At 69.4% G+C, this 20,612-nt stretch carries 21 protein-coding genes and 1 pseudogene; 10 read left to right on the top strand and 12 right to left on the bottom strand.

Translation table 11 applies throughout. The features are described from left to right. Positions 1-53: 53 nt before the first annotated feature. Genes OIE13_RS24100 through OIE13_RS24110 form a run of 3 tightly spaced genes read left to right on the top strand, consistent with a single transcriptional unit; the run spans position 54 to position 3,368 of the window. Positions 54-1,880, top strand: a complete 1,827-nt coding sequence (locus OIE13_RS24100) for a substrate-binding and VWA domain-containing protein (RefSeq protein ID WP_326636304.1) — start codon at positions 54-56, stop codon at positions 1,878-1,880. Then, positions 1,880-2,611, top strand: a complete 732-nt coding sequence (locus OIE13_RS24105; protein ID WP_326636303.1) for a hypothetical protein — start codon at positions 1,880-1,882, stop codon at positions 2,609-2,611. The genes OIE13_RS24100 and OIE13_RS24105 overlap by 1 nt, the downstream gene beginning before the upstream one ends. Positions 2,612-2,621: 10 nt before the next feature. Continuing rightward, complete coding sequence (locus tag OIE13_RS24110) at positions 2,622-3,368, top strand: PspA/IM30 family protein (protein WP_326636301.1); 747 nt, start codon at positions 2,622-2,624, stop codon at positions 3,366-3,368. A 70-nt stretch (positions 3,369-3,438) separates the two neighbouring features. Here the strand turns inward: OIE13_RS24110 and OIE13_RS24115 are convergent, their stop codons facing one another. Continuing rightward, positions 3,439-3,963 (bottom strand): cysteine dioxygenase family protein, encoded by a 525-nt coding sequence (locus OIE13_RS24115; RefSeq protein WP_326636300.1) that lies wholly within the window; start codon positions 3,961-3,963, stop codon positions 3,439-3,441. Between the two features lie 75 nt (positions 3,964-4,038). Here OIE13_RS24115 and OIE13_RS24120 point away from each other — a divergent pair, with 75 nt between their 5' ends. The 3 genes from OIE13_RS24120 (at position 4,039) to OIE13_RS24130 (ending at position 5,985) form a co-directional block, all read left to right on the top strand. After that, entirely contained in the window at positions 4,039-4,905 is an 867-nt protein-coding gene (locus OIE13_RS24120) for a LysR family transcriptional regulator (protein WP_326636297.1), read from the top strand. Positions 4,906-5,031: 126 nt separating this feature from the next. Then, positions 5,032-5,676: a LysE family translocator gene (locus tag OIE13_RS24125; protein WP_326828796.1), complete on the top strand. Its 645-nt coding sequence runs from the start codon at positions 5,032-5,034 to the stop codon at positions 5,674-5,676. A gap of 87 nt (positions 5,677-5,763) precedes the next feature. Then, positions 5,764-5,985, top strand: a complete 222-nt coding sequence (locus OIE13_RS24130) for a type II toxin-antitoxin system HicB family antitoxin (protein ID WP_326636293.1) — start codon at positions 5,764-5,766, stop codon at positions 5,983-5,985. Here the strand turns inward: OIE13_RS24130 and OIE13_RS36795 are convergent. Both OIE13_RS36795 and OIE13_RS24140 read right to left on the bottom strand, forming a co-directional pair. Continuing rightward, entirely contained in the window at positions 5,907-6,428 is a 522-nt protein-coding gene (locus OIE13_RS36795; RefSeq protein WP_442811511.1) for a cytidylyltransferase domain-containing protein, read from the bottom strand. The genes OIE13_RS24130 and OIE13_RS36795 overlap by 79 nt on opposite strands. Positions 6,429-6,454: 26 nt before the next feature. After that, positions 6,455-6,934, bottom strand: coding sequence for an NUDIX domain-containing protein (locus tag OIE13_RS24140; protein ID WP_326828797.1), 480 nt, complete (start codon positions 6,932-6,934; stop codon positions 6,455-6,457). A gap of 256 nt (positions 6,935-7,190) precedes the next feature. Between OIE13_RS24140 and OIE13_RS24145 the strand changes: the two genes are divergently transcribed. Next, complete coding sequence (locus OIE13_RS24145) at positions 7,191-7,751, top strand: NUDIX hydrolase (protein WP_326636288.1); 561 nt, start codon at positions 7,191-7,193, stop codon at positions 7,749-7,751. A 155-nt stretch (positions 7,752-7,906) separates the two neighbouring features. Here OIE13_RS24145 and OIE13_RS24150 read toward each other — a convergent pair. The 3 genes and pseudogenes from OIE13_RS24150 to OIE13_RS24160 form a co-directional block, all read right to left on the bottom strand. After that, positions 7,907-8,538, bottom strand: a pseudogene (locus OIE13_RS24150) (mycothiol-dependent nitroreductase Rv2466c family protein). 811 nt (positions 8,539-9,349) lie between these two features. Next, positions 9,350-10,168: a phosphotransferase family protein gene (locus tag OIE13_RS24155; protein WP_326636286.1), complete on the bottom strand. Its 819-nt coding sequence runs from the start codon at positions 10,166-10,168 to the stop codon at positions 9,350-9,352. A gap of 28 nt (positions 10,169-10,196) precedes the next feature. Continuing rightward, entirely contained in the window at positions 10,197-10,490 is a 294-nt protein-coding gene (locus OIE13_RS24160; protein ID WP_326636284.1) for a winged helix-turn-helix transcriptional regulator, read from the bottom strand. A 213-nt stretch (positions 10,491-10,703) separates the two neighbouring features. Here OIE13_RS24160 and OIE13_RS24165 point away from each other — a divergent pair, with 213 nt between their 5' ends. Further along, on the top strand, positions 10,704-11,912 hold the full coding sequence (locus OIE13_RS24165) for a cysteine desulfurase-like protein (protein WP_326636282.1): 1,209 nt from the start codon (positions 10,704-10,706) through the stop codon (positions 11,910-11,912). 151 nt (positions 11,913-12,063) lie between these two features. Here the strand turns inward: OIE13_RS24165 and OIE13_RS24170 are convergent, their stop codons facing one another. After that, positions 12,064-12,330: a DUF397 domain-containing protein gene (locus tag OIE13_RS24170; protein WP_326636280.1), complete on the bottom strand. Its 267-nt coding sequence runs from the start codon at positions 12,328-12,330 to the stop codon at positions 12,064-12,066. Between the two features lie 128 nt (positions 12,331-12,458). Between OIE13_RS24170 and OIE13_RS24175 the strand changes: the two genes are divergently transcribed. Next, the gene (locus OIE13_RS24175; protein ID WP_326636278.1) at positions 12,459-12,845 is read left to right on the top strand and encodes a VOC family protein; all 387 of its coding nucleotides are present in this window, start codon (positions 12,459-12,461) and stop codon (positions 12,843-12,845) included. A 301-nt stretch (positions 12,846-13,146) separates the two neighbouring features. On the opposite strand, the gene OIE13_RS24180 is transcribed toward OIE13_RS24175, so the two are convergent. The 4 genes from OIE13_RS24180 to OIE13_RS24195 form a co-directional block, all read right to left on the bottom strand. Next, positions 13,147-13,893: an SDR family NAD(P)-dependent oxidoreductase gene (locus OIE13_RS24180; protein ID WP_326828798.1), complete on the bottom strand. Its 747-nt coding sequence runs from the start codon at positions 13,891-13,893 to the stop codon at positions 13,147-13,149. A gap of 93 nt (positions 13,894-13,986) precedes the next feature. Continuing rightward, positions 13,987-15,312, bottom strand: a complete 1,326-nt coding sequence (locus OIE13_RS24185) for an FAD-binding oxidoreductase (RefSeq protein WP_326636274.1) — start codon at positions 15,310-15,312, stop codon at positions 13,987-13,989. 49 nt (positions 15,313-15,361) lie between these two features. After that, positions 15,362-16,291, bottom strand: a complete 930-nt coding sequence (locus tag OIE13_RS24190) for a decaprenyl-phosphate phosphoribosyltransferase (protein ID WP_326828799.1) — start codon at positions 16,289-16,291, stop codon at positions 15,362-15,364. Positions 16,292-16,314: 23 nt separating this feature from the next. Then, positions 16,315-17,247 carry a DUF3068 domain-containing protein gene (locus OIE13_RS24195; RefSeq protein ID WP_326636270.1) on the bottom strand — a complete coding sequence of 311 codons (933 nt, stop codon included), beginning with the start codon at positions 17,245-17,247 and terminating at the stop codon, positions 16,315-16,317. Positions 17,248-17,448: 201 nt separating this feature from the next. Between OIE13_RS24195 and OIE13_RS24200 the strand changes: the two genes are divergently transcribed. Beyond that, positions 17,449-18,657 carry an acyltransferase family protein gene (locus OIE13_RS24200; protein ID WP_326636268.1) on the top strand — a complete coding sequence of 403 codons (1,209 nt, stop codon included), beginning with the start codon at positions 17,449-17,451 and terminating at the stop codon, positions 18,655-18,657. A 64-nt stretch (positions 18,658-18,721) separates the two neighbouring features. Here OIE13_RS24200 and OIE13_RS24205 read toward each other — a convergent pair whose 3' ends face one another. Beyond that, the gene (locus tag OIE13_RS24205; RefSeq protein ID WP_326636266.1) at positions 18,722-20,605 is read right to left on the bottom strand and encodes a hypothetical protein; all 1,884 of its coding nucleotides are present in this window, start codon (positions 20,603-20,605) and stop codon (positions 18,722-18,724) included. Between the last annotated feature and the right edge of the window lie 7 nt (positions 20,606-20,612).

Below are 20,612 nucleotides of genomic sequence, written 5' to 3' on the forward strand. Positions count from 1 at the left end.
TCCGAAGGCGGTTCATTCGTCGGATAAGTACAGACATCCCCCGGGAGGCAGGGTTGTACCAGCAACCGCAGAAGCGGCGTAGGAACTTCGCCCCGTTCATCGTCGCGATCATTCTCGCCGGAGCTCTGATCGTCGCCCTGCGGATCTTTGTCGGCGCGAACGGGCCCGGAGGCTCGGGCGCGTCGCGCGAGGCCGGCGAGCAGTCCAAGGCGTGTGACGACGGCGTCACCCTGACCGTCGCCGCCTCGTCGGAGAAGGCCGAGTTGCTCAGGGAGATCGCCTCCGGCTACAGCGGCAAGACCGTGGAAGGGCGCTGCGCCGATGTCGTCATCGAGACCAAGGCGAGCGGCGGCGCACTGCAGGCCCTGGCCAGGGGCTGGGACGAGCGGCAGGACGGCCCCCGCCCCGACGTGTGGTCGCCCGCCGGCAGCGGCTGGGTCAGCCTGCTCCAGCAACGCGTCTCGGAAAAGGACTCCGGCTCCCTGGTCGCCGCCGAGAACCCGTCGATCGCCAAGACACCCCTGGTCGTGGCGATGCCCATGCCGATGGCCCAGGCGCTCGGCTGGCCGGACAAGAAGCTCGGCTGGTCGGACCTGCTCGCCGTGTCGGCCGGGTCGTGGGCGAAGTACGGCCACCCCGAGTGGGGTCGGTTCAAGCTGGGCAAGACCAACCCCAACTTCTCCACCAGCGGCCTGAACGCCACCATCGGCGCCTACTTCGCGGCGACCGGCCTGTCCGGCGACCTGTCGGAGAAGAACGTGGCCGACGCCAAGACCAGGGACTTCGTACGGGACGTGGAGCGTTCGATCGTGCACTACGGCGACACGACGCTGACGTTCCTGTCCAACCTCCAGCGGGCCGACGACGCGGGCGCGGGCCTGAGCTACATCTCCGCGGTGGCGGTGGAGGAGAAGTCGGTCTGGGACTACAACCAGGGCAACCCGACCGGCGCCCCCGCGACGCTGGGCAAGCACGCCAAACCCAAGGTGCCGCTGGTGGCGATCTATCCCAAGGAGGGCACGCTCTACTCCGACAACCCGTACGCGGTGCTGACCGCCCCGTGGGTCGACGACACCAAGCGTGCGGTGGCGGCCGACTTCCTGGCGCACCTGCGGGCTCCCGAGCAGCAGGCGCGGTTCGCCGAGTTCGCCTTCCGCTCCTACGACGGCAAGGCGGGCAAGCTGATCACCCAGGCGAACGGGCTGCTGCCCGCCGAGCCGAAGGCGACCCTCAGCCCGCCCGCGCCGAACGTGCTGGACAAGGTGCTCGCCAGCTGGGCCGACCTGCGCAAGCCCGCGAACGTCCTCATGGTCATCGACGTCTCCGGTTCGATGGGCGCCACCGTGTCCGGCACCGGCAAGAGCAAGCTCGACCTGGCCAAGCAGGCCGCGATCAACGCGCTTCCCCAATTCGCCTCGCACGACAAGGTCGGGCTGTGGATGTTCTCCACCAAGCGTGACGGAGAGCGGGACCATCTGGAGCTGGCCTCGCTCTCCGCCGTCGACAACGCCCAGCGCAAGAAGCTGCGCGCCAGGCTTGAGGGCCTGACCCCCGACGGCGGCACCGGTCTCTACGACACCGCCCTCGCCGCCCACGAGCAGGTGCGGAAGCTGCGGAGCGGTGACGCGATCAACGCGGTGGTCTTCCTGACCGACGGCAAGAACGAGGACCCCGACAGCCTCTCCCTGGAGAACCTGCTGCCCGACCTGCGCACCGAACCCGGTCAGGAGACGGTGCGGATGTTCACCATCGCCTACGGCCAGGACTCCGACCTCGACGTGCTGCGCAAGATCTCCGAGGCGACCGACGCCGCCGCGTATGACTCTCGCAAACCTGGAAGTATCGACCAGGTGTTCACCGCAGTGGTATCCAACTTCTGATGGCACGCTTCGTCGACGAACTCAAGGACCCCTGGGGCCTGCTGCTGGCCGCGACCGCCGGCGGCGCCGCGTGGGCCGTCAGCGTGCACCCGGTCGCCGCCGGGTTCGTCGGCGTCGTCGTCTGGCTGGCCAAGGCCGGGATCTCGGCGTTACCGGAGCGCGGGAGCCGCGACCGGCCCGCCGTCACCCCCGGCAGCCAGGAGGAGTACTGGCTGAGACGGGCGGGATCCGCCGCCTACGGCTTCGCCGAGCTGAGCGCCTCGATGGGGCAGGGCCCGCTGGCCGAGCGGATCGCGCTGATGCGCCCCCAGGTGGACGACTCGACGGCCACCCTGGAGCGGCTGGCCGAGCAGGCCTCGCTCACCGGCACCGCGCTGGCCAGGTTCGACCTCGACAGGCTCGGGCACGAGCAGGCCCGGTTGACGCGGGCCCGCGCGGAGGCCAGGCAGGACCTGGTCGCGGACCTCGATCGTGCCCTCGCCTCGCTGGCCTCCCAGCGGGCCGTGGTCGACCGGCTCTCATCGGCCAGGGAGCAGGTGCTCGCCCGGATGGAGTCGAGCGCCATCAGCATCGAGGAGCTCCTCGCCCGTGTGGTGGAGCTGTCGGCGGTGTCGGCGAACGGCCGGTTGGAGCCGACCCGGGTGCTGGACGAGCTCGCCGACGCCCTCGAAGGAGTCCGCCAGGGCCTCCACGAAACCGAGCAGATCACGCGCGACGCGCTGGATCGATAAGGAGCCCCCCATGTTCAAGGTCATCCGTCGGGCCTGGCGTTACCTGGTCTTCGCCCTCTCCGGACGGCTGGACGAGCTGGCCGACCCCCGCGTGCAGATCGAGCAGGCCATCGCGGAGGCCAAGGAGCAGCATCAGCGGCTGAGCCAGCAGGCCGCCGCGGTCATCGGCAACGAGCGCGAGATGGAGATGAAGCTCGCCCGCTCGACGGAGGAGACCGGGAAGCTGCAGGCCAACGCCCGCCAGGCCCTCCTGCTGGCCGAACAGGCGCGGTCCGCGGGCGACGAGCGCAAGGCCCTGTCGTACGAGGACTCGGCCCGTGCCTTCGCCTCCCGCCTGGTGGCGGCCGAGGCCGCGCAGCAGGAGTCGCAGCTGACCTACGAGCGGGCCAAGCAGTTCTCCGCCCAGGCGCGCGCCTCGGTCGAGAACAACGCGATGGCCCTGCAGAAGAAGATCGCCGAGCGGATGCGGCTGCTCTCCCAGCTTGACCAGGCCAAGGTCCAGGAGGAGCTCAACAAGGCCATGGGCGATCTGTCCGGGCTCACCCCCGCCGGTGAGACGCCCACCCTGGACCAGGTCCGCGACAAGATCGAGAAGCGTTACGCCCGCGCACTCGGCGAGGCCGAGCTGACCTCCGGCTCCGTCGAGGCCCGCATGATCGAGGTCGAGCGCGCCGCCATCGACGTCGAGGGCGCGGCCCGCCTGGAGGCCATCAGGGAGAGTCTGAACAGCGACCGAAAGCCCGAGATCGGGAAGTAGGCGACGCTCGCCTTCAGGCCGGGAAGGACGTCAACGGCCTTCGGGCCGGGGAGGACGTCCACGGCGTGGTTCAGCGGACGGGCAGGTCGTAGACCCGGCGCACGCTGGTGGGGGCGGCGCTGAGGTCGGCCCCGTAGATGTGAAGTGAGATGGCCGTCTCGTCCCCCGTGTTGTGGACACGGTGAATGTCGCCGGGCGGGGCGAAACCGCTGACCTCCCCGATCTGGTTGGCGGTCCGGCCGATCTCGGTCAGGTGGTCGCCATGGTCGCGGTAGAGGGTCTCGTACTCGACACCCCGCAGCACGCCGAACACGCACCAGGCGATGTGGTCATGGATCACGGTCTTCTGGCCTGGCCGCCAGACCACGGCCACGATCGAGAAGCCCTCCTCGGCGTGGAGGGTGTGGCCGATGTAGCCGTCGGGGTCGCCGAGACGCTCTTCCTCGGTGAGGATCTCGAAGGACGGCAGCCGTTCACGCAACAGGTCCGCCACCGCGAAGGCGGTCGCCCGGGGGTCGGCAGACGGGTCGACGAGTTCCCTGACCCCCTCAACGATCTCGGCCAGGCCCGGACGGGTGCGCGTCAACGTCTTCATGCCTCAAGGATGCGCCGAGAAGATATATAACGTCTAATGCCCATCTTCCCGTTCATTCATCGATAAAGTTAATACATGCTCGATATCGTGCGGCTTCGTGTCCTCGCTGCGGTCTCCAGGCACGGCTCGGTGACCGCGGCGGCCAGGGAGCTGCACTACTCCCAGCCCTCGGTGAGCCACCACCTCGCGAAGCTCGAAGCCGAGACCGGGGCCAAGCTCATCCAGCGGGCCGGCCGGGGCATCCGGCTGACCGAGGCGGGCCGCCTGCTGGCCGAGCGGGCCATCGAGATCATCGGCCGCCTCGACTCCGCGTCCGCCGAGCTCTCGGCGCACGTGGGCCTGCACTCCGGACGGGTCAGGCTGGCCGCCTTCCCCTCGGCCCTGGGGACGTTCGTGCCGCAGGCCGCCGCCGCCCTCGCCAGGGAGCACCCCGGCCTGGAGCTGCGGCTGACCGAGACCGAGCCTCCCGACGCGCTGCGCATGCTCCGGGCGGGCTACGTGGACGTGGCGGTCATCTTCCGCTTCGAAGGCACCGGCCCCGAGGAGGATGGCATCCGCCTGCTCCACCTGCTGGACGACACCAGCTACCTGGTCACCTCCGACCAGACCGGCGACCTGGCCTCGCACCGCGACTCCCAGTGGATCGGGGGCTGCGACCGGTGCCGCAGCCACCTGCTGGAGCTGTGCGCCAGGGCGGGTTTCGAGCCGGAGATCGCCTTCACGACCGACGACGCCGTCGCCGTCCAGGCCCTGGTCGCCGCCGGGATCGGGGTGACCGCCCTGCCGGGGCTCGCCCTGCAGGCCCACCGGAACCCGGGGGTCACCGTGATCGAGCTCCCCGGCTCGACCCGCCGCGTCTACGCCGCCACCTACGGCGCGCCCCCCGACCCCCCGGCCACCACCGCCCTGCTGGCCACCCTGGCCTCGGTGACCCGCCCGTAGGGCGACCGACCCGACGGGGGGGCCTGGCTCCACGGCGACCGACCCGACGGGGGCCTGGCTCCGCGGCGTCGGCACTCGGCGGAAACCCGTTGGCGACCGAGCATCGGGCGCACCTAGGATCCCTATATGCCAGATTTGACGATGCTTGCCCTTTTTGCGGCGGCGACCCTTGCCCTGCTGCTCGTGCCGGGCCCCGCGGTGCTCTACATCGTGACCCGCAGCGTCGCCCAGGGCCGGGGGGCCGGACTGGTGTCGGTGCTGGGGATCCACCTCGGGTCCCTGGTCCACGTGGCCGCCGCCGCCCTGGGCATCAGCGCCCTGCTGGCCGCCTCGGCGACCGCGTTCGCGGTGGTCAAGTATCTGGGCGCGGCCTACCTGGTCTGGCTGGGCGTCCGCAAGCTGATGACCCGCCCCGACCCGGACGGGGTGGCCGAGCCGTCGGCCGCGACGAGAAGCAGGATCTTCTGGGAGGGCTTCGTGGTCAACGTGCTCAACCCGAAGACAGCGATCTTCTTCCTCGCCTTCCTCCCCCAGTTCACCGATCCGGCCGCCGGCCCGATCGCCCCGCAGATCGTGCTCCTCGGCCTGATCTGGACCGTCCTCGGCATGGCCAGTGACGGTGTCTACGCCCTGCTCTCCTCGGCCATGGCCGGTCGCCTGCGCCGCTCGGCCCGCGCCCGCCGCCGCCTCGACGTCACCAGCGGCCTGGTCTACCTCGGCCTGGGCGCCGTCGCCGCGTTCACCGGCGAGAGCGCCGCGGCAAAGGCCTGAGCCCTTATTTCGGAGCCTCCCCGCGCAGGAGCGCCCAGGCCTGGGCTTTACGCGACTTTCCCAACCGCCCTGACGTACGCTGACGGCATGAGCGAGATTGCCAGGTTCACCGCGATCATCACTCCCGATGACGAGGGGTGGTATGTCGCGCGCTGCCTGCAGGTCGAAGTGACCAGTCAAGGCCCCACAGTCGACGAGGCGCTGGCCAATCTACGGGAAGCGCTGGAGCTCTATTTTGAGGATGAGCCGGCTCCGGAGATCTTCGAACAACCCATTGTCGCTCCGCTCGAGATCCAGCTCTCCGCGTAAGCCCTCGCCAGTTTCCCGTGTGCTCGGGCGCCCAAGTCGTGCGCGCGATTGACGGCGGCGACCGACGGATCCGACAGCGCCAGGGCGGTGGAAACCGCGTCGATCGCCGCTGGAGAGACGAACGGCTCGTTGCCCTGGACGTTGAGGTAGCCGTCCACCTTCAGATAACGGAGACATTCGGCGACTCGATCGGTGCCGGCGAGGTGGTCTCGGGTCAGCAGGCAGGCCATGTCGAGCCGACGGCATACCTCCTGAATGCGCGCGTCATCAGTGGCGATGAAGGTTTCCGCGATGCGCTCAGCCTTCTGGCAGCGTTGGTAGACATGCCACATCAGGGGCTTGTCGCCCAGGAGCGCGAGAGGCTTTCCGGGGAAGCGGATCGAGCCGTACCGGCAGGGGATCACGACGACATGGCGCGGGGTGGCGCCTCCTGACGAGTGCATGGGGATGGCTCCTGGATAGAGAAGGTCTACGAGGACAGGAACGTCGCGAGCTTCACCGCGACACTGGGTGAGGAGCAGTCGATGGGCTTCAACCAGCGATAACCGCCGACCTCCTCGGACTGCAGGGTGATGTGGAGGCCCTGTCGGCCGGTGGCCCGGAACGCGAAGCGGAAGTCGAAGTGCGGCTGCTCGGGTTCGGCCTTGGCCGGATTGGCAGGGGTGGTGTGGATGTTGATGTCCAGCTGTACCCCATCCATGACAGGGTCCCGGTTGGCCATGTCTGCGAGAATGCCGGTCTCTTCGGTGAGTTCACGGAGCGCCGCGGCCTGGAGGTCGGCATCGGCGTCTTCCAGGTGACCGCCTGGCAGGAGAAGTAGGCCCAGGGTGTTGTGGTGAATGTGCAGGACCTGTCCACTCAGGTCGATCAGTACGGCGCTGCAGGTCACGTGACCGGTGAAGGTGCTGCGACTGACGAGGGGATCCGGCCTGGCCAGACCGTCGATCAACGGGCTGAGGGCTACACGCTCGCTCGTGTCCCGCTTGAGCTTGGCACAGAGAGATCACGCCTTGGACGGAGTGTGGGTACCTGATGTGTGCCTGCTCGGCGTGGCATGCGCGCACCGGTGGGGCCCAACCTGTACGGTGCGAACCTCCTCGTAGGCCGCGTGCTTTCTAAGGAGCTGACTGTGTCAGTGCTCGTCGCTCACATCCGAACAGCCGGTCACGGAGGGCTTTGCTCTCCGGCTGGTGTGGGGGTGCCCCGTGGCGATCAGTGACTCGGACATCTCGAGCGCACTTTCCGCCTACCTCGAGCGCTACCCGGACGAGGCCGCGCTGCTGGCTGGGCCGGTGCAACTGCTGTGTCAGGGAGGGGACTTCGCCTCGCGGCGGAATTTTCCGATGCACGTGACTGTCGGTGCGCTGCTGGTCCGCGGTGACGCCGAGATCCTGCTTGTCGAGCACCGCGCGTACGAGATCACGTTGCAGCCCGGAGGTCACCTCGAACCGACCGACACCACACTGATCGACGCGGCAGTGCGCGAGTTGGCGGAGGAGACCGGTCTTGACCCCGGCAAGGTCTTCCCGGCGTCGCAGACCCCCGTCTACGTCGAGTACGGCAGGGTTCCGGCACGACCGGAGAAGAACGAGCCGGATCACTACCATCTCGACATCGGGTACTCCTTCGTGACAGCGCATGCGGACGTGGGGCGCATCCAGGAGTCCGAGGTGACGGGTGCCGCCTGGTATCCGCTCGCCGTGGCCGAGCGCCTTGTCGGGCACCGCATTGCGCGAGCGGTCAGCGCACCGGCCCGGATCGGTTGACCGGACCCGTCGAACGCTTCCGGTCGGCAGCTGCACCGGATCACGGTGCGTACCGGTCGAGACTCCGCGGTCGTTGTCCCTCTCCTTGTCGAACCGAACGCGGGAGCCTCGACGGTCGCAGCCTCAGCCGACGTCGGCCGAGCTGCGGTGTCCACTCACTGAAAGGATGGTTTGCGGTCCCGGCTCCGCTTGAGCTCAAAGAAGCCGTCCGTCCCGGCGACCATGACCAGACCATCCCAGAGTCGTCCGGCAGCTTCACCGCGGGGGCCAGCGTGATCACGGGGCCGAACAGGGCCGTGCCGCCGATGCGGAGAACGGGCGTCCCGACATCGAGGCCGACCTTGTTGAACGCCTCGTTGTGCGAGTCCCTGATGAGCTGATCGAACTCCGTGCTTATGGCGGCTGCGGCCAGCGAATCGGGCAGGCCCGCCTCCGCGAGAGCTTCGGTGATAACGATGGGATCGTCGCGACGTCTTTGGTTGTGAAGCCGGGTGCCGATGGCGGTGTACAGCGGTCCGAGGACGCCGCGGCCACCGTGCTCAGCGGCTGCCGCGCAGACCCGCACCGGACCCCATGCCTTCGTCATCAGGTCCAGGTAGTCCTCGCTGAGTCCCTTGCCCTCGCGCTGGACGAGGTTCAGGTGGGCCAGCGACATGATCCGCCAATCGGCGCGCACCGGCCGAACCTGCTCGACCTCCAGGAGCCAGCGCGAGGTGATCCACGCCCAGGGGCACAGCGGATCGAACCAGAACGGGACCTCGTCGCGGTCCGGCTGTTCCTTGATCATCAGAATGAGCACCGTCCTATCTCAGACCGGTTTTGCATATGCCCTCTCCCGCCGGAAGGTTAGATGTTGAACAATCCGTCTTGGGCGGGCATGTTGCACTTGGCTGTGCGCCCCGCGATTTTCACCAGAGCCGCGAGATCGCTGAGCTGAGCGTCCTCGTCCGCGGCGCTAATGCTTCGTTCCTCAATGGAGGTCACGAACGCGCGGTCGAGAATTCTAGGCTGCCAAAGCGGCCTTTCCAGCCCTCGGCGTCCCGAGCCGGCGGGGATCTGCACTTCCCATGAGGAACGTCGCACTAGGGGCCTGCCTGACCTGCTCGGGGGTCAAGCCGGTTTGGGCCGTAACGGCTGGCGTCACCGGGGCGAACGCGGGCGGCCGGATGAGAGATGCGCTCCTGCCGACCACCGTCCACACGCCTTCCTCGTAGCGGAGTGCGAGAGCGGCGACCTCGATGGGCTGGGCCGGGTAGCCCGGGGGGTCGTCGCCTCGAAGTCGATGACCACGAACGTCGTCGCCAGGAAGGCGGGGTCTTCTGTCAAGCCACCCATGTATCCACCGTCCTCGCGGGTTCCGTGGCGTTGCCGGCCCACGCCCGCCCCATCGAGCAGAGCATGCCTGAGTGCCAGCCGCCGTAGTTCTTCTTTACGCGTGATGATGGCGAGCGTCTGCCGGGGTTAGTACACCGCGCAGCATAAGCAGACGGACATGACAGATCGTCTTCAGCGAGAGCCTGAATGGCCACGCGGAAGGCGTCGACCTCGTGGTAGGCGGTCCTGACCTGCCGAGCCTCGTCGGCTGAGAGCTAAGGGCCTCAGCCGAGCAGATGCAGAACCCTCTCGGCTTGGCGCTCCAAGGTGCCGACGGGGTTGTGAGGTGTCGCCGGGCCATCGGGGCCGAGCTGGAGGAACCAACCCAGCGCGATCAGGAGGCGAAAGTCCCGTACACGCTCGGCTTCTCCCGGCGCCAGGTCGATGTGGGCCAGCAACCGCTCGGCGTTCAGGGTGCCGTCGACGCGCGAGATGTGCTCGGTTACCTCGCCAAGTTCGAAGGCGCGATCACTGCGGCCGGAGTCTTCCCAGTCGATAAGCCACACGCGACGCTCGTGATCATCCCACAGGACGTTCGCGTGATTCCCGTCCGCCAACCCGAGAACGGGCGGCAGAGGGTTCGTGGTGAGCTTGTCAGGGGTGGCGGAGGCCAGCCAGGCGGCGCCCGCTTGGAATGCCCGCCGTACGAGGAGATCTTCGCCGAGATCGGGTTGTTTGTCTGCCAAGGTGCGGACCTTGTCCACGGCTACGACAGGTCCCCAGGGAGCAGGCTCGACGGCTTCCACTACCTGGGCCGGGATCTGGTGCAACAGGTTCAGGGCGGTGGCGAGCGCGGCGAGCTGCTCGCCGGTGGCGAGCGTGCCGCGCAGAACTCGGCCGGGCAGTCTGCTCATCGTGATCACAGGCGGATCGGCGTCGAGCGCGGCTTCGATAGGTGCGGGCGCGAGACCAGGTGCGTATTCGGCCAGGAGCGTCAGCGCGGTCCACTCCCGGTGCGGCTCTCCTCGGTCCCACGATGCGTACCGCTTGATCACGACCTCGTCGCCGAGCTCGAGGTGGTGGGTACTGAAATTGGGGTCCAAGAAGGAAGCATGTCACCGGAAGTAGCGGCTACAGCCCAGCGCGGTCAGGGGTCTGGGTGCGCGGGGTGTTCCCGGCTCTCACGCCGCGCCCGGTCGGCGAGTGGGCGCCGACGCGGGCCTCGCCGCCGCAGTGGCGGCAGATGACCATCGCGTCGAGGGTCTCGCCGCAGGAGTGCTGCCAGCGGACCGGAGGGTCGTCGGGATGCAGGTGGCGGTCGCCCCACCTCATGAGCGTGATCAGGACGTCGCACAGTTCGACGCCCGCGGGCGTGAGGTGGCACTCGAAGCGTACGGGGTGGTCGCTGTAGCGCTCCCGCCGCACGACAGCGATTCAGCTCGCGGCGTCGGTCAGGTGAAGCCGCCGGTGCGCGAGAACGGCGCAAGGGAAGGACGGACCTCGCCCGTAGATCCCACATGGGTTACCCAGGAAACCCGCGGAACACCAGCCTGGATAGGCTACGACCGCACGACCGGGCCGTTTTCTGTCGGGCCGCCGGACAGAGCGCCGGTGGTCGACAGCGATCAGGGAGGTCTGATGGCATACGACGTGGCAGCCGTACGGGCGCGTTTCCCCGCCCTCGACGAGGGCGCGGCGCACTTCGACGGGCCGGGTGGCTCACAGGTTCCCGAGCAGGTGGCGGACGCCGTGGCCGGCACCCTGCGGGCCGCCGTCGCCAACCGCGGTGCCGGAACCGTCGCCGAGCGCCGGGCCGACCGCATCGTGGTCGAGGCACGCCGGGCGATGGCCGACCTGCTCGGCGGCACGCCGACCGGCATCGTGTTCGGCCGGAGCATGACGCAGCTCACCTACGACATGGCCCGCACGCTCGCCAAGGGGTGGCGTCCCGGTGACGAGGTCGTGGTCACCAGACTGGACCATGACGCGAACATCCGGCCCTGGGTGCAGACCGCCGAGGCACACGGGGTCACCGTCCGCTGGGCCGACTTCGATCCGGAGCGCGGTGAGCTGGACGTCACCACGATCGCCGGCCTGCTCACCGAGCGCACCCGGCTGGTGGCCGTCACCGCCGCGTCGAACCTGCTGGGCACCCGCCCGGACATCCCGGCGATCGCCGAGCGGACGCACGCGGCCGGAGCGCTGCTCTACGTCGACGGCGTGCACCTGACCCCGCATGGCCCGGTCGACCTCGGAGGGCTCGGCGCCGACTTCTACGCCTGCTCACCGTACAAGTTCCTCGGCCCGCACCTGGGCGTGCTCGCCGCCGACCCCGCGCTGCTGGAGACCCTCCGCCCGGACAAGCTGCTCCCCTCCAGCGACGCGGTACCGGAACGCTTCGAGCTGGGCACCCTCCCCTACGAGCTGCTCGCCGGTACGACGGCGACGGTCGACTTCCTCGCCGGTCTCGTACCGGGCGAAGGCACCCGGCGCGAACGCCTGACCCGCTCGATGGCCGCGCTGGAACGGCACGAGGAGGCCATGCTCGGGCGGCTCGACGCGGGTCTGGCCGAGATCGGCGGAGTGACCTCGTACGGCGCGGCCTCACGCAGGCGGACCCCCACGACACTGTTCTCCATCGGCCGCGTCAGACCCGCCGACGCCTACCTGTCCCTGGCCGAACGCGGCGTCAACGCGCCCGCCGGCCACTTCTACGCGCTGGAGTGCTCCCGCCGCCTGGGCCTCGGCGACACCGGCGCGCTCCGCGCCGGAATCGCGCCCTACACCAACGAGTCCGACGTGGACCGGCTACTGAAGGGCGTCCACGAGCTGACCCGGCGAGCCTAGCCCCGCCGCGTGAAGCCCGCCCCGATCACCGACGGTCGGTCCTCAGCCGCAATTCGCGAAGATACGAAACCCAAGACTGATCTGCTGGTATTTCGCCAATTCGACCGCTCAGCCGGGATGGTGGAGCCGGTCCGCCACAGCCGAATCCCGGTCAGTCGCGCAGCACGGTGGGATCGAACTCACCGTCCTTCACCCCGCCGATGAAGGCCGGCCACTCACGCTCGTTGAAGGCCGGCTTCGGGCCGTCCGGGTTCTTGGAGTCGCGCACCAGATATAACTCGTCGGCATCGGTCTTGTGCGGGGCCAGCGCTACATCAGCCGGAACGATCGCCACTTCCACGCAGTCGGCGCCGCCGTTGCCGGTACGGCTGCTCTTACGCCAGGTGACGCCGGAGAGGTCCTCTGATGCCCCGATCACGCCCCCAAGCCGCAGGAAGGTTCGGCCCGGCAGTGAGGGACGAGCCATGGACGCGACTCGCCACGCCAGCTGCCGGGTAGGAGCCTCAGAGGCCGACCGTCTCGTCCGCTTCGGGGAAGGATTCCAGCATGTCAGTTGAGTTGAACCACACCATCGTGGCGGCCCGCGACAAGAAGGCGTCCGCCGAGTTCCTGGCAGGCGTCCTGGGCCTTGAGGTCGGGGCCCCCTACGGCCCCTTCATCCCGGTGGCGACCGGCAACGGCGTCACCCTGGACTTCGCCGACAGCCACGAGGACCGGATCGCCACCCAGCACTACGCCTTCCTGGTCTCCGAGAAGGAGTTCGACGTCATCTTCGGACGGATCCAGCAGGCCGGCATCACCTACTACGCCGACCCCTTCCACCGGCAGGTCGGGCAGATCAACCACCACGACGGCGGCCGCGGCCTCTACTTCGAGGACCCGAACCACCACAACCTGGAGATCATCACCCGCCCCTACGGCAGCGGCGGATGACGCGGGGAGCACCGACCTCTACCGATCCGGCGGAGCGCGTCGGAGATCAGGTGGGATGAGCACCATCGTGGAGATCTCCCCGGTGTGCCCGCCCGCCTCGGTGCCCTGCGCGACGACGATGTCCCGGCAGTGGCTGAGTCCCGGCGGTGGCTGAAAGCGAATATCGGGAGTTCGATCCCGAGCATGTCCGTGACACGTGTCCGCATGCGCCCACGGTACGACCCGCTCCCGGCAAATTGCAACGCGTTCTAGTACAGAACATTTAGTTGGTATTGTCGAGCAACTACAACAAGAACCTGTTTCACCGAGGCGTCCGGCGCCAGATCGCGCGCGGCAGCACGCGCATCACCGCGAAGAACACCCGCAGCCTGCCGGGGACCCAGACGACCTCGGCGTCGACGCGCAACCCGGCGATCACCGCGTCGGCGACCCGGCCCGGAGTGGACGACATCGGTGCGGGAGACATGCCCTCGGTCATCCTGCCGATCACGAAACCAGGCCGGACCACCATCACCCGGGCACCCGATCCGTGCAGGGCGTCACCCAGCCCCTGCGCGAACCCGTCCAGGCCCGCCTTGGCCGAGCCGTACACGAAGTTGGCCCGGCGCACCCGCACCCCGGCCACCGAGGAGAGCACCACCAGCGTGCCGTGGCCCTGCTCGCGCAGCCGCCGCGCGGCGAAGAGCCCGGCGGACACGTGCCCGCCGTAGTTGACCGCGACCGCCTCGGCGGCGGCCACCGGGTCGGCGTCATAGACGTCCTGGCGGCCCAGCACGCCGAAGGCGGGGATGACCACGTCCAGGTCGCCGACCAGCTTCGCGGCGGCCTCGATCACCTCACCGTGCGTCTCGGGGCGGGAGGCGTCGAAGTCCAGCAGGTGCACCTCGGCGGCCCCGATCACCGGGGGCGGCCCGGCGGTGGCGGCACGGGCGGCGAGCACGACCCTGCGGGCACCGTCACGGACCAGCCGCTCGACGATCGCCAGCCCGATCTCGCTGCGCCCGCCCAGCAGCAGCACGGTGTCCACCGCGCCCAGCGCGTTCTTCATCGAACCGACCTCCTCATCGGCGTCCCGGAACCGGAACGTGTCCGCTCGCCCACCACGGGGGCCGAGTCGCACGGCACGTCACACGAACGCGGCTCAAAGGGAGAGTCTCCTGGCCAGGTCCGAGCAGAACACCCCGGCCGGATCCACCTCGTCGCGGACCTCCCGCCACTCTGCCAGCCGGGGATACATCGCGGCCATCGTCTCGGCCGACATCCGCGAGTCCTTGGCCAGGTAGATCCGCCCGCCCGCCCCGGCCACCCAGCCGTCGAACTCGCGCAGCAGCCCGGCCAGCCCCCGCCGGCCGGCGGGGATGTCCAGGGCGAGCGTCCAGCCGGGGACCGGGAAGGACAGCATCCCCGGCGTGCCCGGACCGAACCGCTTGAGCACGGTGAGAAAGGAGACCACCCCGTCGGCCGACAGCCGCGAGACGATCCGGCGCAGCGTCGCCTCCTCGCCGAAGGGCACCAGGAACTGGTACTGGACGAAACCGCGCGAGCCGTAGACCCGGTTCCAGCCGTTCACCGAGTCCAGCGGGTGGAAGAAGGGCGCGAGCCCCTGGATGAGACCGGTGCCGGGGCGCGACCTCCGGTACCAGGCCTCGTTGAAGGCCCGTACGGTCACCTGGTTGAGCAGGCCGTTCGGCGCCCAGCCGGGGGCCTTCACCGCGAAACCGGGAGCGAACGCCAGCGGGTCGGCACCGCGCGGCAGCTCGTCGCGGGTCGCGTGGTCTCCCCTGGTGAGCACGCTGCGGCCCATCCGGCCGCCGGAGGCGAGCAGGTCGATCCAGGCGACCGTGTAGCGGTAGCGGTGATCGGTGGCCGCCATCGTCTCCAGCGTGTGGTCCAGGTCCCGGGTGCGCTCGACGTCCACCCGCACCCGGGAGGTCTCGATCGGCAGGCACTGGAACACCGCCTCGGTGATCACACCGGTGAGCCCCATCCCGCCGACCGTGGCCCAGAACAGGTCGTCGCCCGGGGTCAGCGTACGGCCGGCGCCGTCGGCCGTGACGAGGGTCAGGGAGCGCAGGTGGGCGCCGAAGGAGGAGTCGGCGTGGTGGTTCTTGCCGTGCACGTCCGCCGCCACGGCCCCGCCGACCGTCACGTGCCTGGTGCCCGGGGTGACCGGGACGAACCAGCCCAGGGGCACCAGGGCGCCCATCAGGTCGTGCAGGCTCAGCCCGGCGGCGGCGACGACCAGGCCGGTTGTCTCGTCCAGGGACCACGAGGTCAGCGCGGTGCAGTCGAGGACCAGACCGCCGGAGTTCTGCGCGGCGTCGCCGTAGGAGCGGCCGAGTCCCCGGACCGCGACGCCCCGGCCCGGCGCCCGCCGCACCAGCTCGGCGACCTCCTCGGCGGAGCGGGGCCTGGCCAGGCGCGCGGGGGTCGGCGCGGTACGGCCCCAGCCGGTCAGGAAGGTCATCGAATCTCCTTGGGCATGGAGACCTCGGGCTTCGGCGCTGGAGAGGGGGTCAAGGCGGGTAGATCCCGAGGGCGAGCGAGACGAGCAGGAGCGCGACGAACACCTGGGTGGGCCGGTCGCGCAGGGCGAGCTCCTCCGGCTCCTCCCCCACTCCCCGGTCCACCAGCAGATTGTGCCGCAGCACGATGAGCAGGAAGGGCACGATGCTGATCCCGTAGAACGGTCCCGGGTGGTCGTTGAGCGCCCACAGGCAGTAGGTCACGATCATGGCGCCGGACGACATCATCCGGACACCGGCCAGGTAGCCGGGGGTGTAGGCGGCCAGGATGGCGCGGGTGGAGTTGCCGCCGGCGGAGGCGCGCAGCTCGGCCTCCCGTTTGCCCGCCACGAGCTGGAGCGAGCCGAGCGAGATCACCACAAGGAACCAGCTCGTCACCGGCACATCCACGGCGACCGCCCCGCCGAAGGCGCGGATCACGTGGCAGCCCGCGACCGCGACCAGGTCCACCACCACCTCGTGCTTGAGCCAGTAGGTGTAGGCGAAGGTCAGCGCCAGGTATCCGACGACGACGGCCGGCAGCCGCCAGTCACCCGACAGCGCGGCGAACGCCGGGGCGAGCACGATGAGCAGGACTCCGACGGTCCACGCGAGCCGTACCGAGACCAGGCCCGCCGCGACGGGGCGGTGGCGCTTGCGCGGGTGGCGGCGGTCGGCCTCGACGTCGGCGGCGTCGTTGAGCAGGTAGGTGCCGCCGGCGGCCAGGCAGAACGCCACGAAGGCGATCAGCGCGCCCAGCAGGCCCTGGGCGGTTCCCAGTACGCCGGCCGCCGCCGGGGCCGCGAACACCAGGGCGTTCTTCAGCCACTGGCGCGGGCGGCAGGCCCGGGCAAGGGCGACGGGCGAGAACCTCCGGGCGCCTGGGAGGGTGGGTTCCGGAGCGTCAGGGGAGGTGTGCCCGGCCACCGCTTTCTCGTTCACCGGAGCTCACCGCATTCCGATCGTCAGCCCCGGCCGGTCCGGCGGACCAGGAGGAATCCGGTGACCAGCAGGGCGAGCCCCAGCAGCACCAGGATCGCCGGGATCGTCACCTTGAGCAGGGTGATCTGGTTCTTGCCCTCGGTGGCGTTGCGCACCAGCTCGTCGACGGTCTGGGAGGTCATCTTGACCGTCGCCGCGAAGGCGACGATGCTGTGGGCGCCGTCCTGGGTCCTCAGGACGTCGTTGCGCTGCTGCTCCTGCTTGACCGGTGAGCCGGTCACCGGCTCGATCCAGTAGGTGTTCTTGCCCTCGTAGAACCGGTCCACCTGGACGTCGCCCTTCACGTCCTTGCCCTTCGCGTCCTTCACGCCCATGATCGAAGCGGGGATGCCATGGGTCTCGGTCTTCGTCTCCGGGGCCACCTGCTCGAACTTGTACGCCGGCAGGCCGTTGACGTCCTCCTCGCCGACGAAGGTGGCGTCGAAGGCCACGCCCGCGACGGAGTTGAAGACCTTGTAGGTCTTCTTCTCGACGTCGAAGGGGAACTTGTAGATCTGTCCCTCAAGCTTGCTGGGCTTCTTGTCGATGTTCACCGCGCAGCAGTTGATGCCCTCGCCGGTGTACTTGTTGAAAGCACTGCGCCGCTGGCCGAACGAGAAGCTCGGGTTATCGTTCGTCGGGTCGTTGACCACGGTGAACTCGTCCCAGACGACCCGGTCGCCCTGGAACTGGGACACGTCCCCGCGGGTGGTGACGGTGATGGTCAGGTCGCCGGTCATCACCTTGAGCTCCTTGGCGCTGAAGTACTGCGCCCCGGTGGCCTCCAGCTTGCTGATCCCGTATTGGGCGGCCGGAGCCGCGATCAGGTTGCCGCCGATCTGGAACCGCACCAGCGGCGCGAGCACAACGAGGAACGCCCCGACGGCTAACAGGGTCACTCCGACGACCCGACGCATCTACCCTCCTGGGGGATTACAGCATGGGGGGTTTAGGGGGAAATAAGTGGATTGACAAGACTACTGACCAGTATGTTAAGTGCAGCGACTGATCGACGCCACCGAGGGATGCGGAAAGTGACCGAAACAAGTTCTAGATCGGAACGGCTTTCTCCGCAGCCTCCCCCTAAAATATCCGGACATCTGGCCACTCTTGACGGTGTGCGGGCCATCGCCTCGTTCGCGGTGCTCGTCTTCCATGTCGCGAGCGAGTCCGGTGCCGCGCTGCGCGACGGCTTCGGCGGCGCGTTGCTCTCCCGCGGCGACGTGGCGGTGCCGATCTTCTTCGCGCTCTCCGGGCTGCTGCTCTACCGCCCCTACGCGGCCGCGCTACTGTGCGGGACCCCCGACGTCCACACCCGTTCCTACCTGTGGAAGCGGGCGGTGCGCATCCTGCCCGCCTACTGGCTGGTGGTCGTGGTGACCATGTTCATCTGGTCGCGCGACCACGTCTCCGACGCCTGGAGCTGGCTGACGCTCCTGACCCTCAACCAGAACTACGTCACCGAGCCCTGGTGGTTCGGCCTGGGGCCCAAGGGCCTGGCCCAGATGTGGAGCCTCTCGGTCGAGATGGCCTTCTACCTTCTGCTCCCGCTGCTCGCGGCGGGCCTGGCCGCCTTCGCCCGGCGCGGCGGGGCGGACGTGCACCGGCGGGCCCGGCGGCTGCTGATGGGCCTGGGCGTGCTGATCGCACTCTCCTTCGCCTGGACGCTGCTGACCTACTATCCGGAGTACCGGCCCTTCCTGAACAGCTGGCCGCCCCGGTCGATGATCTTCTTCGCCGTGGGGATGGCGCTGGCCGTGGTGCTGGCCTGGATCCGCGCCACCCCGGACACCGACTCCCCCGCCCGGCGTTTCGAACGGGCGGTGTGGGCCTCCCCCGGCTCGTGGTGGCTGGTCGCCGCCCTGGCGTACGCCGTCGCCGCCTCCCCCGTGACCGGAACCCGCTTCCTCGGCATCGACGGCGTCTGGTCGGGCCTGTTCGAGCTGGCCCTCTACGCGATCGTGGCCCTGTGCCTGCTCGTCCCGGCCACGCTGCCACCGCCGGGCGACTCACCGGTGAAGGCCCTGCTCGCCAACCCGGTGATGGGCTTCCTCGGCCGCATCTCCTACGGCGTCTTCCTCTGGCAGTTCGCGGCCATCTACCTGTGGTACGGCTTCACCGAGCAGCAGCAGTTCTCCGGCGACTTCCTGGCCAACCTGGTCCCCATCACCGTCATCACGCTCGTGATGGCCACCCTGACCTACCTGTTCGTGGAACAGCCCGCCCAGCGTCTCAACCGCCTCGTGCGCCCGCCCCTGCGCCCGGAGCCCGCGGAGGGATCGGACCTGCAACCCGTACGGCGGACCCCGGAGACCTCCAAGGGCTAGGAGGGCTGCTCACATGTACGACCCGACCCGGTACGGTGGCCGGACCCGAGAGACCTCCAAGAGGCTAGAAGGGCTGCTCGCCCTCGGCGACCGGCGCCCCGAGTGCGACGCCGGTCAGGCAGAGCGGGGCCGTCGGGTCGTCCATCACGATGTTCATCCCCTTGCCCACCCCCGTCACCGGGAAGTGGACGAGGCCGTCTGAGGTCTTCTTCAGGCTGAGCACGATCCGTTCCTCACCGACCTGCACGGTCACCGAGACCGGCCGGTCGGAGACGTAGGCCAGCGCGCCCGCCGTGGCCTTCCCGCCGAAGGAGACCGCGTCGGGGAAGAACGCGGTGCCGTCCAGGGTCCGCATGCACCGCTCGCCCTCGCCCCTGGTGGCCAGGAAGCCGAAGATGCTCATCCGCACCAGCCTGCCTTCCCGGTTGAAGACCTTGGCGTCCTCCGAGGGTTCCGGGTGCGCCATCCTGACCCGTACGGTCGGGCGGGCCAGCGGGGCGAGCAGGTGGCTGCTGAGCCGCCGTTCACCGTTGACCGGGAGCACGATGTCGTCGGGGAGTGTGGTCGGATAGATCACCACGTTGTCCGGCGCCGCGGCGAGCTGAGCGGCGGCCGTGTCGAGGTAGGAGCGGACGCGGTCGCCGGTGAGGGTGTCCCGATAGGCGCCGATCGAGATCGTCGACAGCATGAGGTAGGCACTCGAGGTCAGCCCCGCGGCTAGGACGAGCGCGGACGGCGCGGGCAGCGCGTGGCGGTAGGCGCCGCTCTCCCCCCTGACCGGCAGCAGGGCGAGCCCCAGGCAGATCATCAGGACGACCACCGCGTCCGCGACGTAACGGCTCTCCAGGCCCACCAGCGACGTGTAGTTGCCCCGGGCGATCACCGTGGGGATCGCGTCGGCGAGCAGCAGGTAGCCGCCCAGGACGAGCCACGCCCGCAGCGCGCGGCGCCGGTAGAGGACGGTGATCACCAGCAGGACCGCCAGGACCGCCCAGGAGACGGCGACGAGGACGTCGGAGGGGGCGGTCAGGCCGCCGGTCGGGGTCGGCGCCCAGTCGACAGGACCGCCGATCGCCCCGCTGGGGAACGTCCGGCCCAGCAGGAGCGAGAACAGGTCGGCGGCCACGCCGGGATCGGGCACCGAGGCGCCCTCCCCCGGCGCCGTTCCCATCCTGGCGAGATAGACGATCGTGTAGGTGGCGAGCGCCATCACGTGCACCGACCAGAGCCGCCAGTGCCGCCGTACCTCGCCGAGCATCGAGGAGATCCAGCCCGTCTCCCTCTCCCGCAGGAAGGCGGTGGTCAGGGCGAAGAGCAGGAAGGTGACGAAGACCCCCTTGGTGCTGAAGGCCATGCCGACCACGCACCACGCCAGCGCGTGCCGGCCGTACCGGGCGCCCTCGCCGTGAGCGAAACGGACCTGGCCGGTCAGCGCGAGTACCAGGGCGAGCTGGAGCGGCACCGCGTTGATGGCGGCCGCCCACCAGCCGAAGGCCGGGATCGTCAGCGGGGAGAACAGGAACAGGGCCAGCAGCGGCAGGATCGCCGGCCGGGTGCCGAACAGGATCCGCAGCAGCCTGAGCGCCAGCACGCTGAGCAGCGCCTGCGCGACGAACGTGACACCGGCCACCAGCAGCCAGTCGTAGGGCGCGATGCGCGAGAGCACCCAGGTCAGCGCGAGGGCGCCGGGCATGAAGTGCCCCTTGTGCACCCGGGTCACGAAGTCGAGGGTGAGGTCGCTCTGGTAGGCGTCGCCGACGAAGAGCAGGTCGTCCTCGACGAAGTAGGAGTCGCGCAGGATCAGCACCCGCAGCACGAGCGACACCACGATGAGCAGGGCGGCGCCGAGCAGCACCGGGCTGCGGAGGGCCGCCGGCCAGCCGGGCAGCACGATCCGCAGCGCCGACGGCTCCGGCCGCTCCGGGCGTTCCGTCTCCGCGGCCTCCACCGGCCCT

Origin of the sequence: Streptosporangium sp. NBC_01810 (assembly GCF_035917355.1) — a bacterium.
Lineage (GTDB): Bacteria > Actinomycetota > Actinomycetes > Streptosporangiales > Streptosporangiaceae > Streptosporangium.

What these genes read in the sequence shown, in the direction of transcription:
- OIE13_RS24180 (WP_326828798.1), bottom strand. Translation starts at nt 13,893, where the DNA reads ATGAAGAACGCGCTGGGCGCGGTGGACACCGTGCTGCTGCTGGGCGGG.
- OIE13_RS24110 (WP_326636301.1), top strand. Translation starts at nt 2,622, where the DNA reads ATGTTCAAGGTCATCCGTCGGGCCTGGCGTTACCTGGTCTTCGCCCTC.
- OIE13_RS24115 (WP_326636300.1), bottom strand. Translation starts at nt 3,963, where the DNA reads ATGAAGACGTTGACGCGCACCCGTCCGGGCCTGGCCGAGATCGTTGAG.
- OIE13_RS24120 (WP_326636297.1), top strand. Translation starts at nt 4,039, where the DNA reads ATGCTCGATATCGTGCGGCTTCGTGTCCTCGCTGCGGTCTCCAGGCAC.
- OIE13_RS24125 (WP_326828796.1), top strand. Translation starts at nt 5,032, where the DNA reads ATGCCAGATTTGACGATGCTTGCCCTTTTTGCGGCGGCGACCCTTGCC.
- OIE13_RS36795 (WP_442811511.1), bottom strand. Translation starts at nt 6,428, where the DNA reads ATGCACTCGTCAGGAGGCGCCACCCCGCGCCATGTCGTCGTGATCCCC.
- OIE13_RS24185 (WP_326636274.1), bottom strand. Translation starts at nt 15,312, where the DNA reads ATGACCTTCCTGACCGGCTGGGGCCGTACCGCGCCGACCCCCGCGCGC.
- OIE13_RS24165 (WP_326636282.1), top strand. Translation starts at nt 10,704, where the DNA reads ATGGCATACGACGTGGCAGCCGTACGGGCGCGTTTCCCCGCCCTCGAC.
- OIE13_RS24195 (WP_326636270.1), bottom strand. Translation starts at nt 17,247, where the DNA reads ATGCGTCGGGTCGTCGGAGTGACCCTGTTAGCCGTCGGGGCGTTCCTC.
- OIE13_RS24130 (WP_326636293.1), top strand. Translation starts at nt 5,764, where the DNA reads ATGAGCGAGATTGCCAGGTTCACCGCGATCATCACTCCCGATGACGAG.
- OIE13_RS24105 (WP_326636303.1), top strand. Translation starts at nt 1,880, where the DNA reads ATGGCACGCTTCGTCGACGAACTCAAGGACCCCTGGGGCCTGCTGCTG.
- OIE13_RS24175 (WP_326636278.1), top strand. Translation starts at nt 12,459, where the DNA reads ATGTCAGTTGAGTTGAACCACACCATCGTGGCGGCCCGCGACAAGAAG.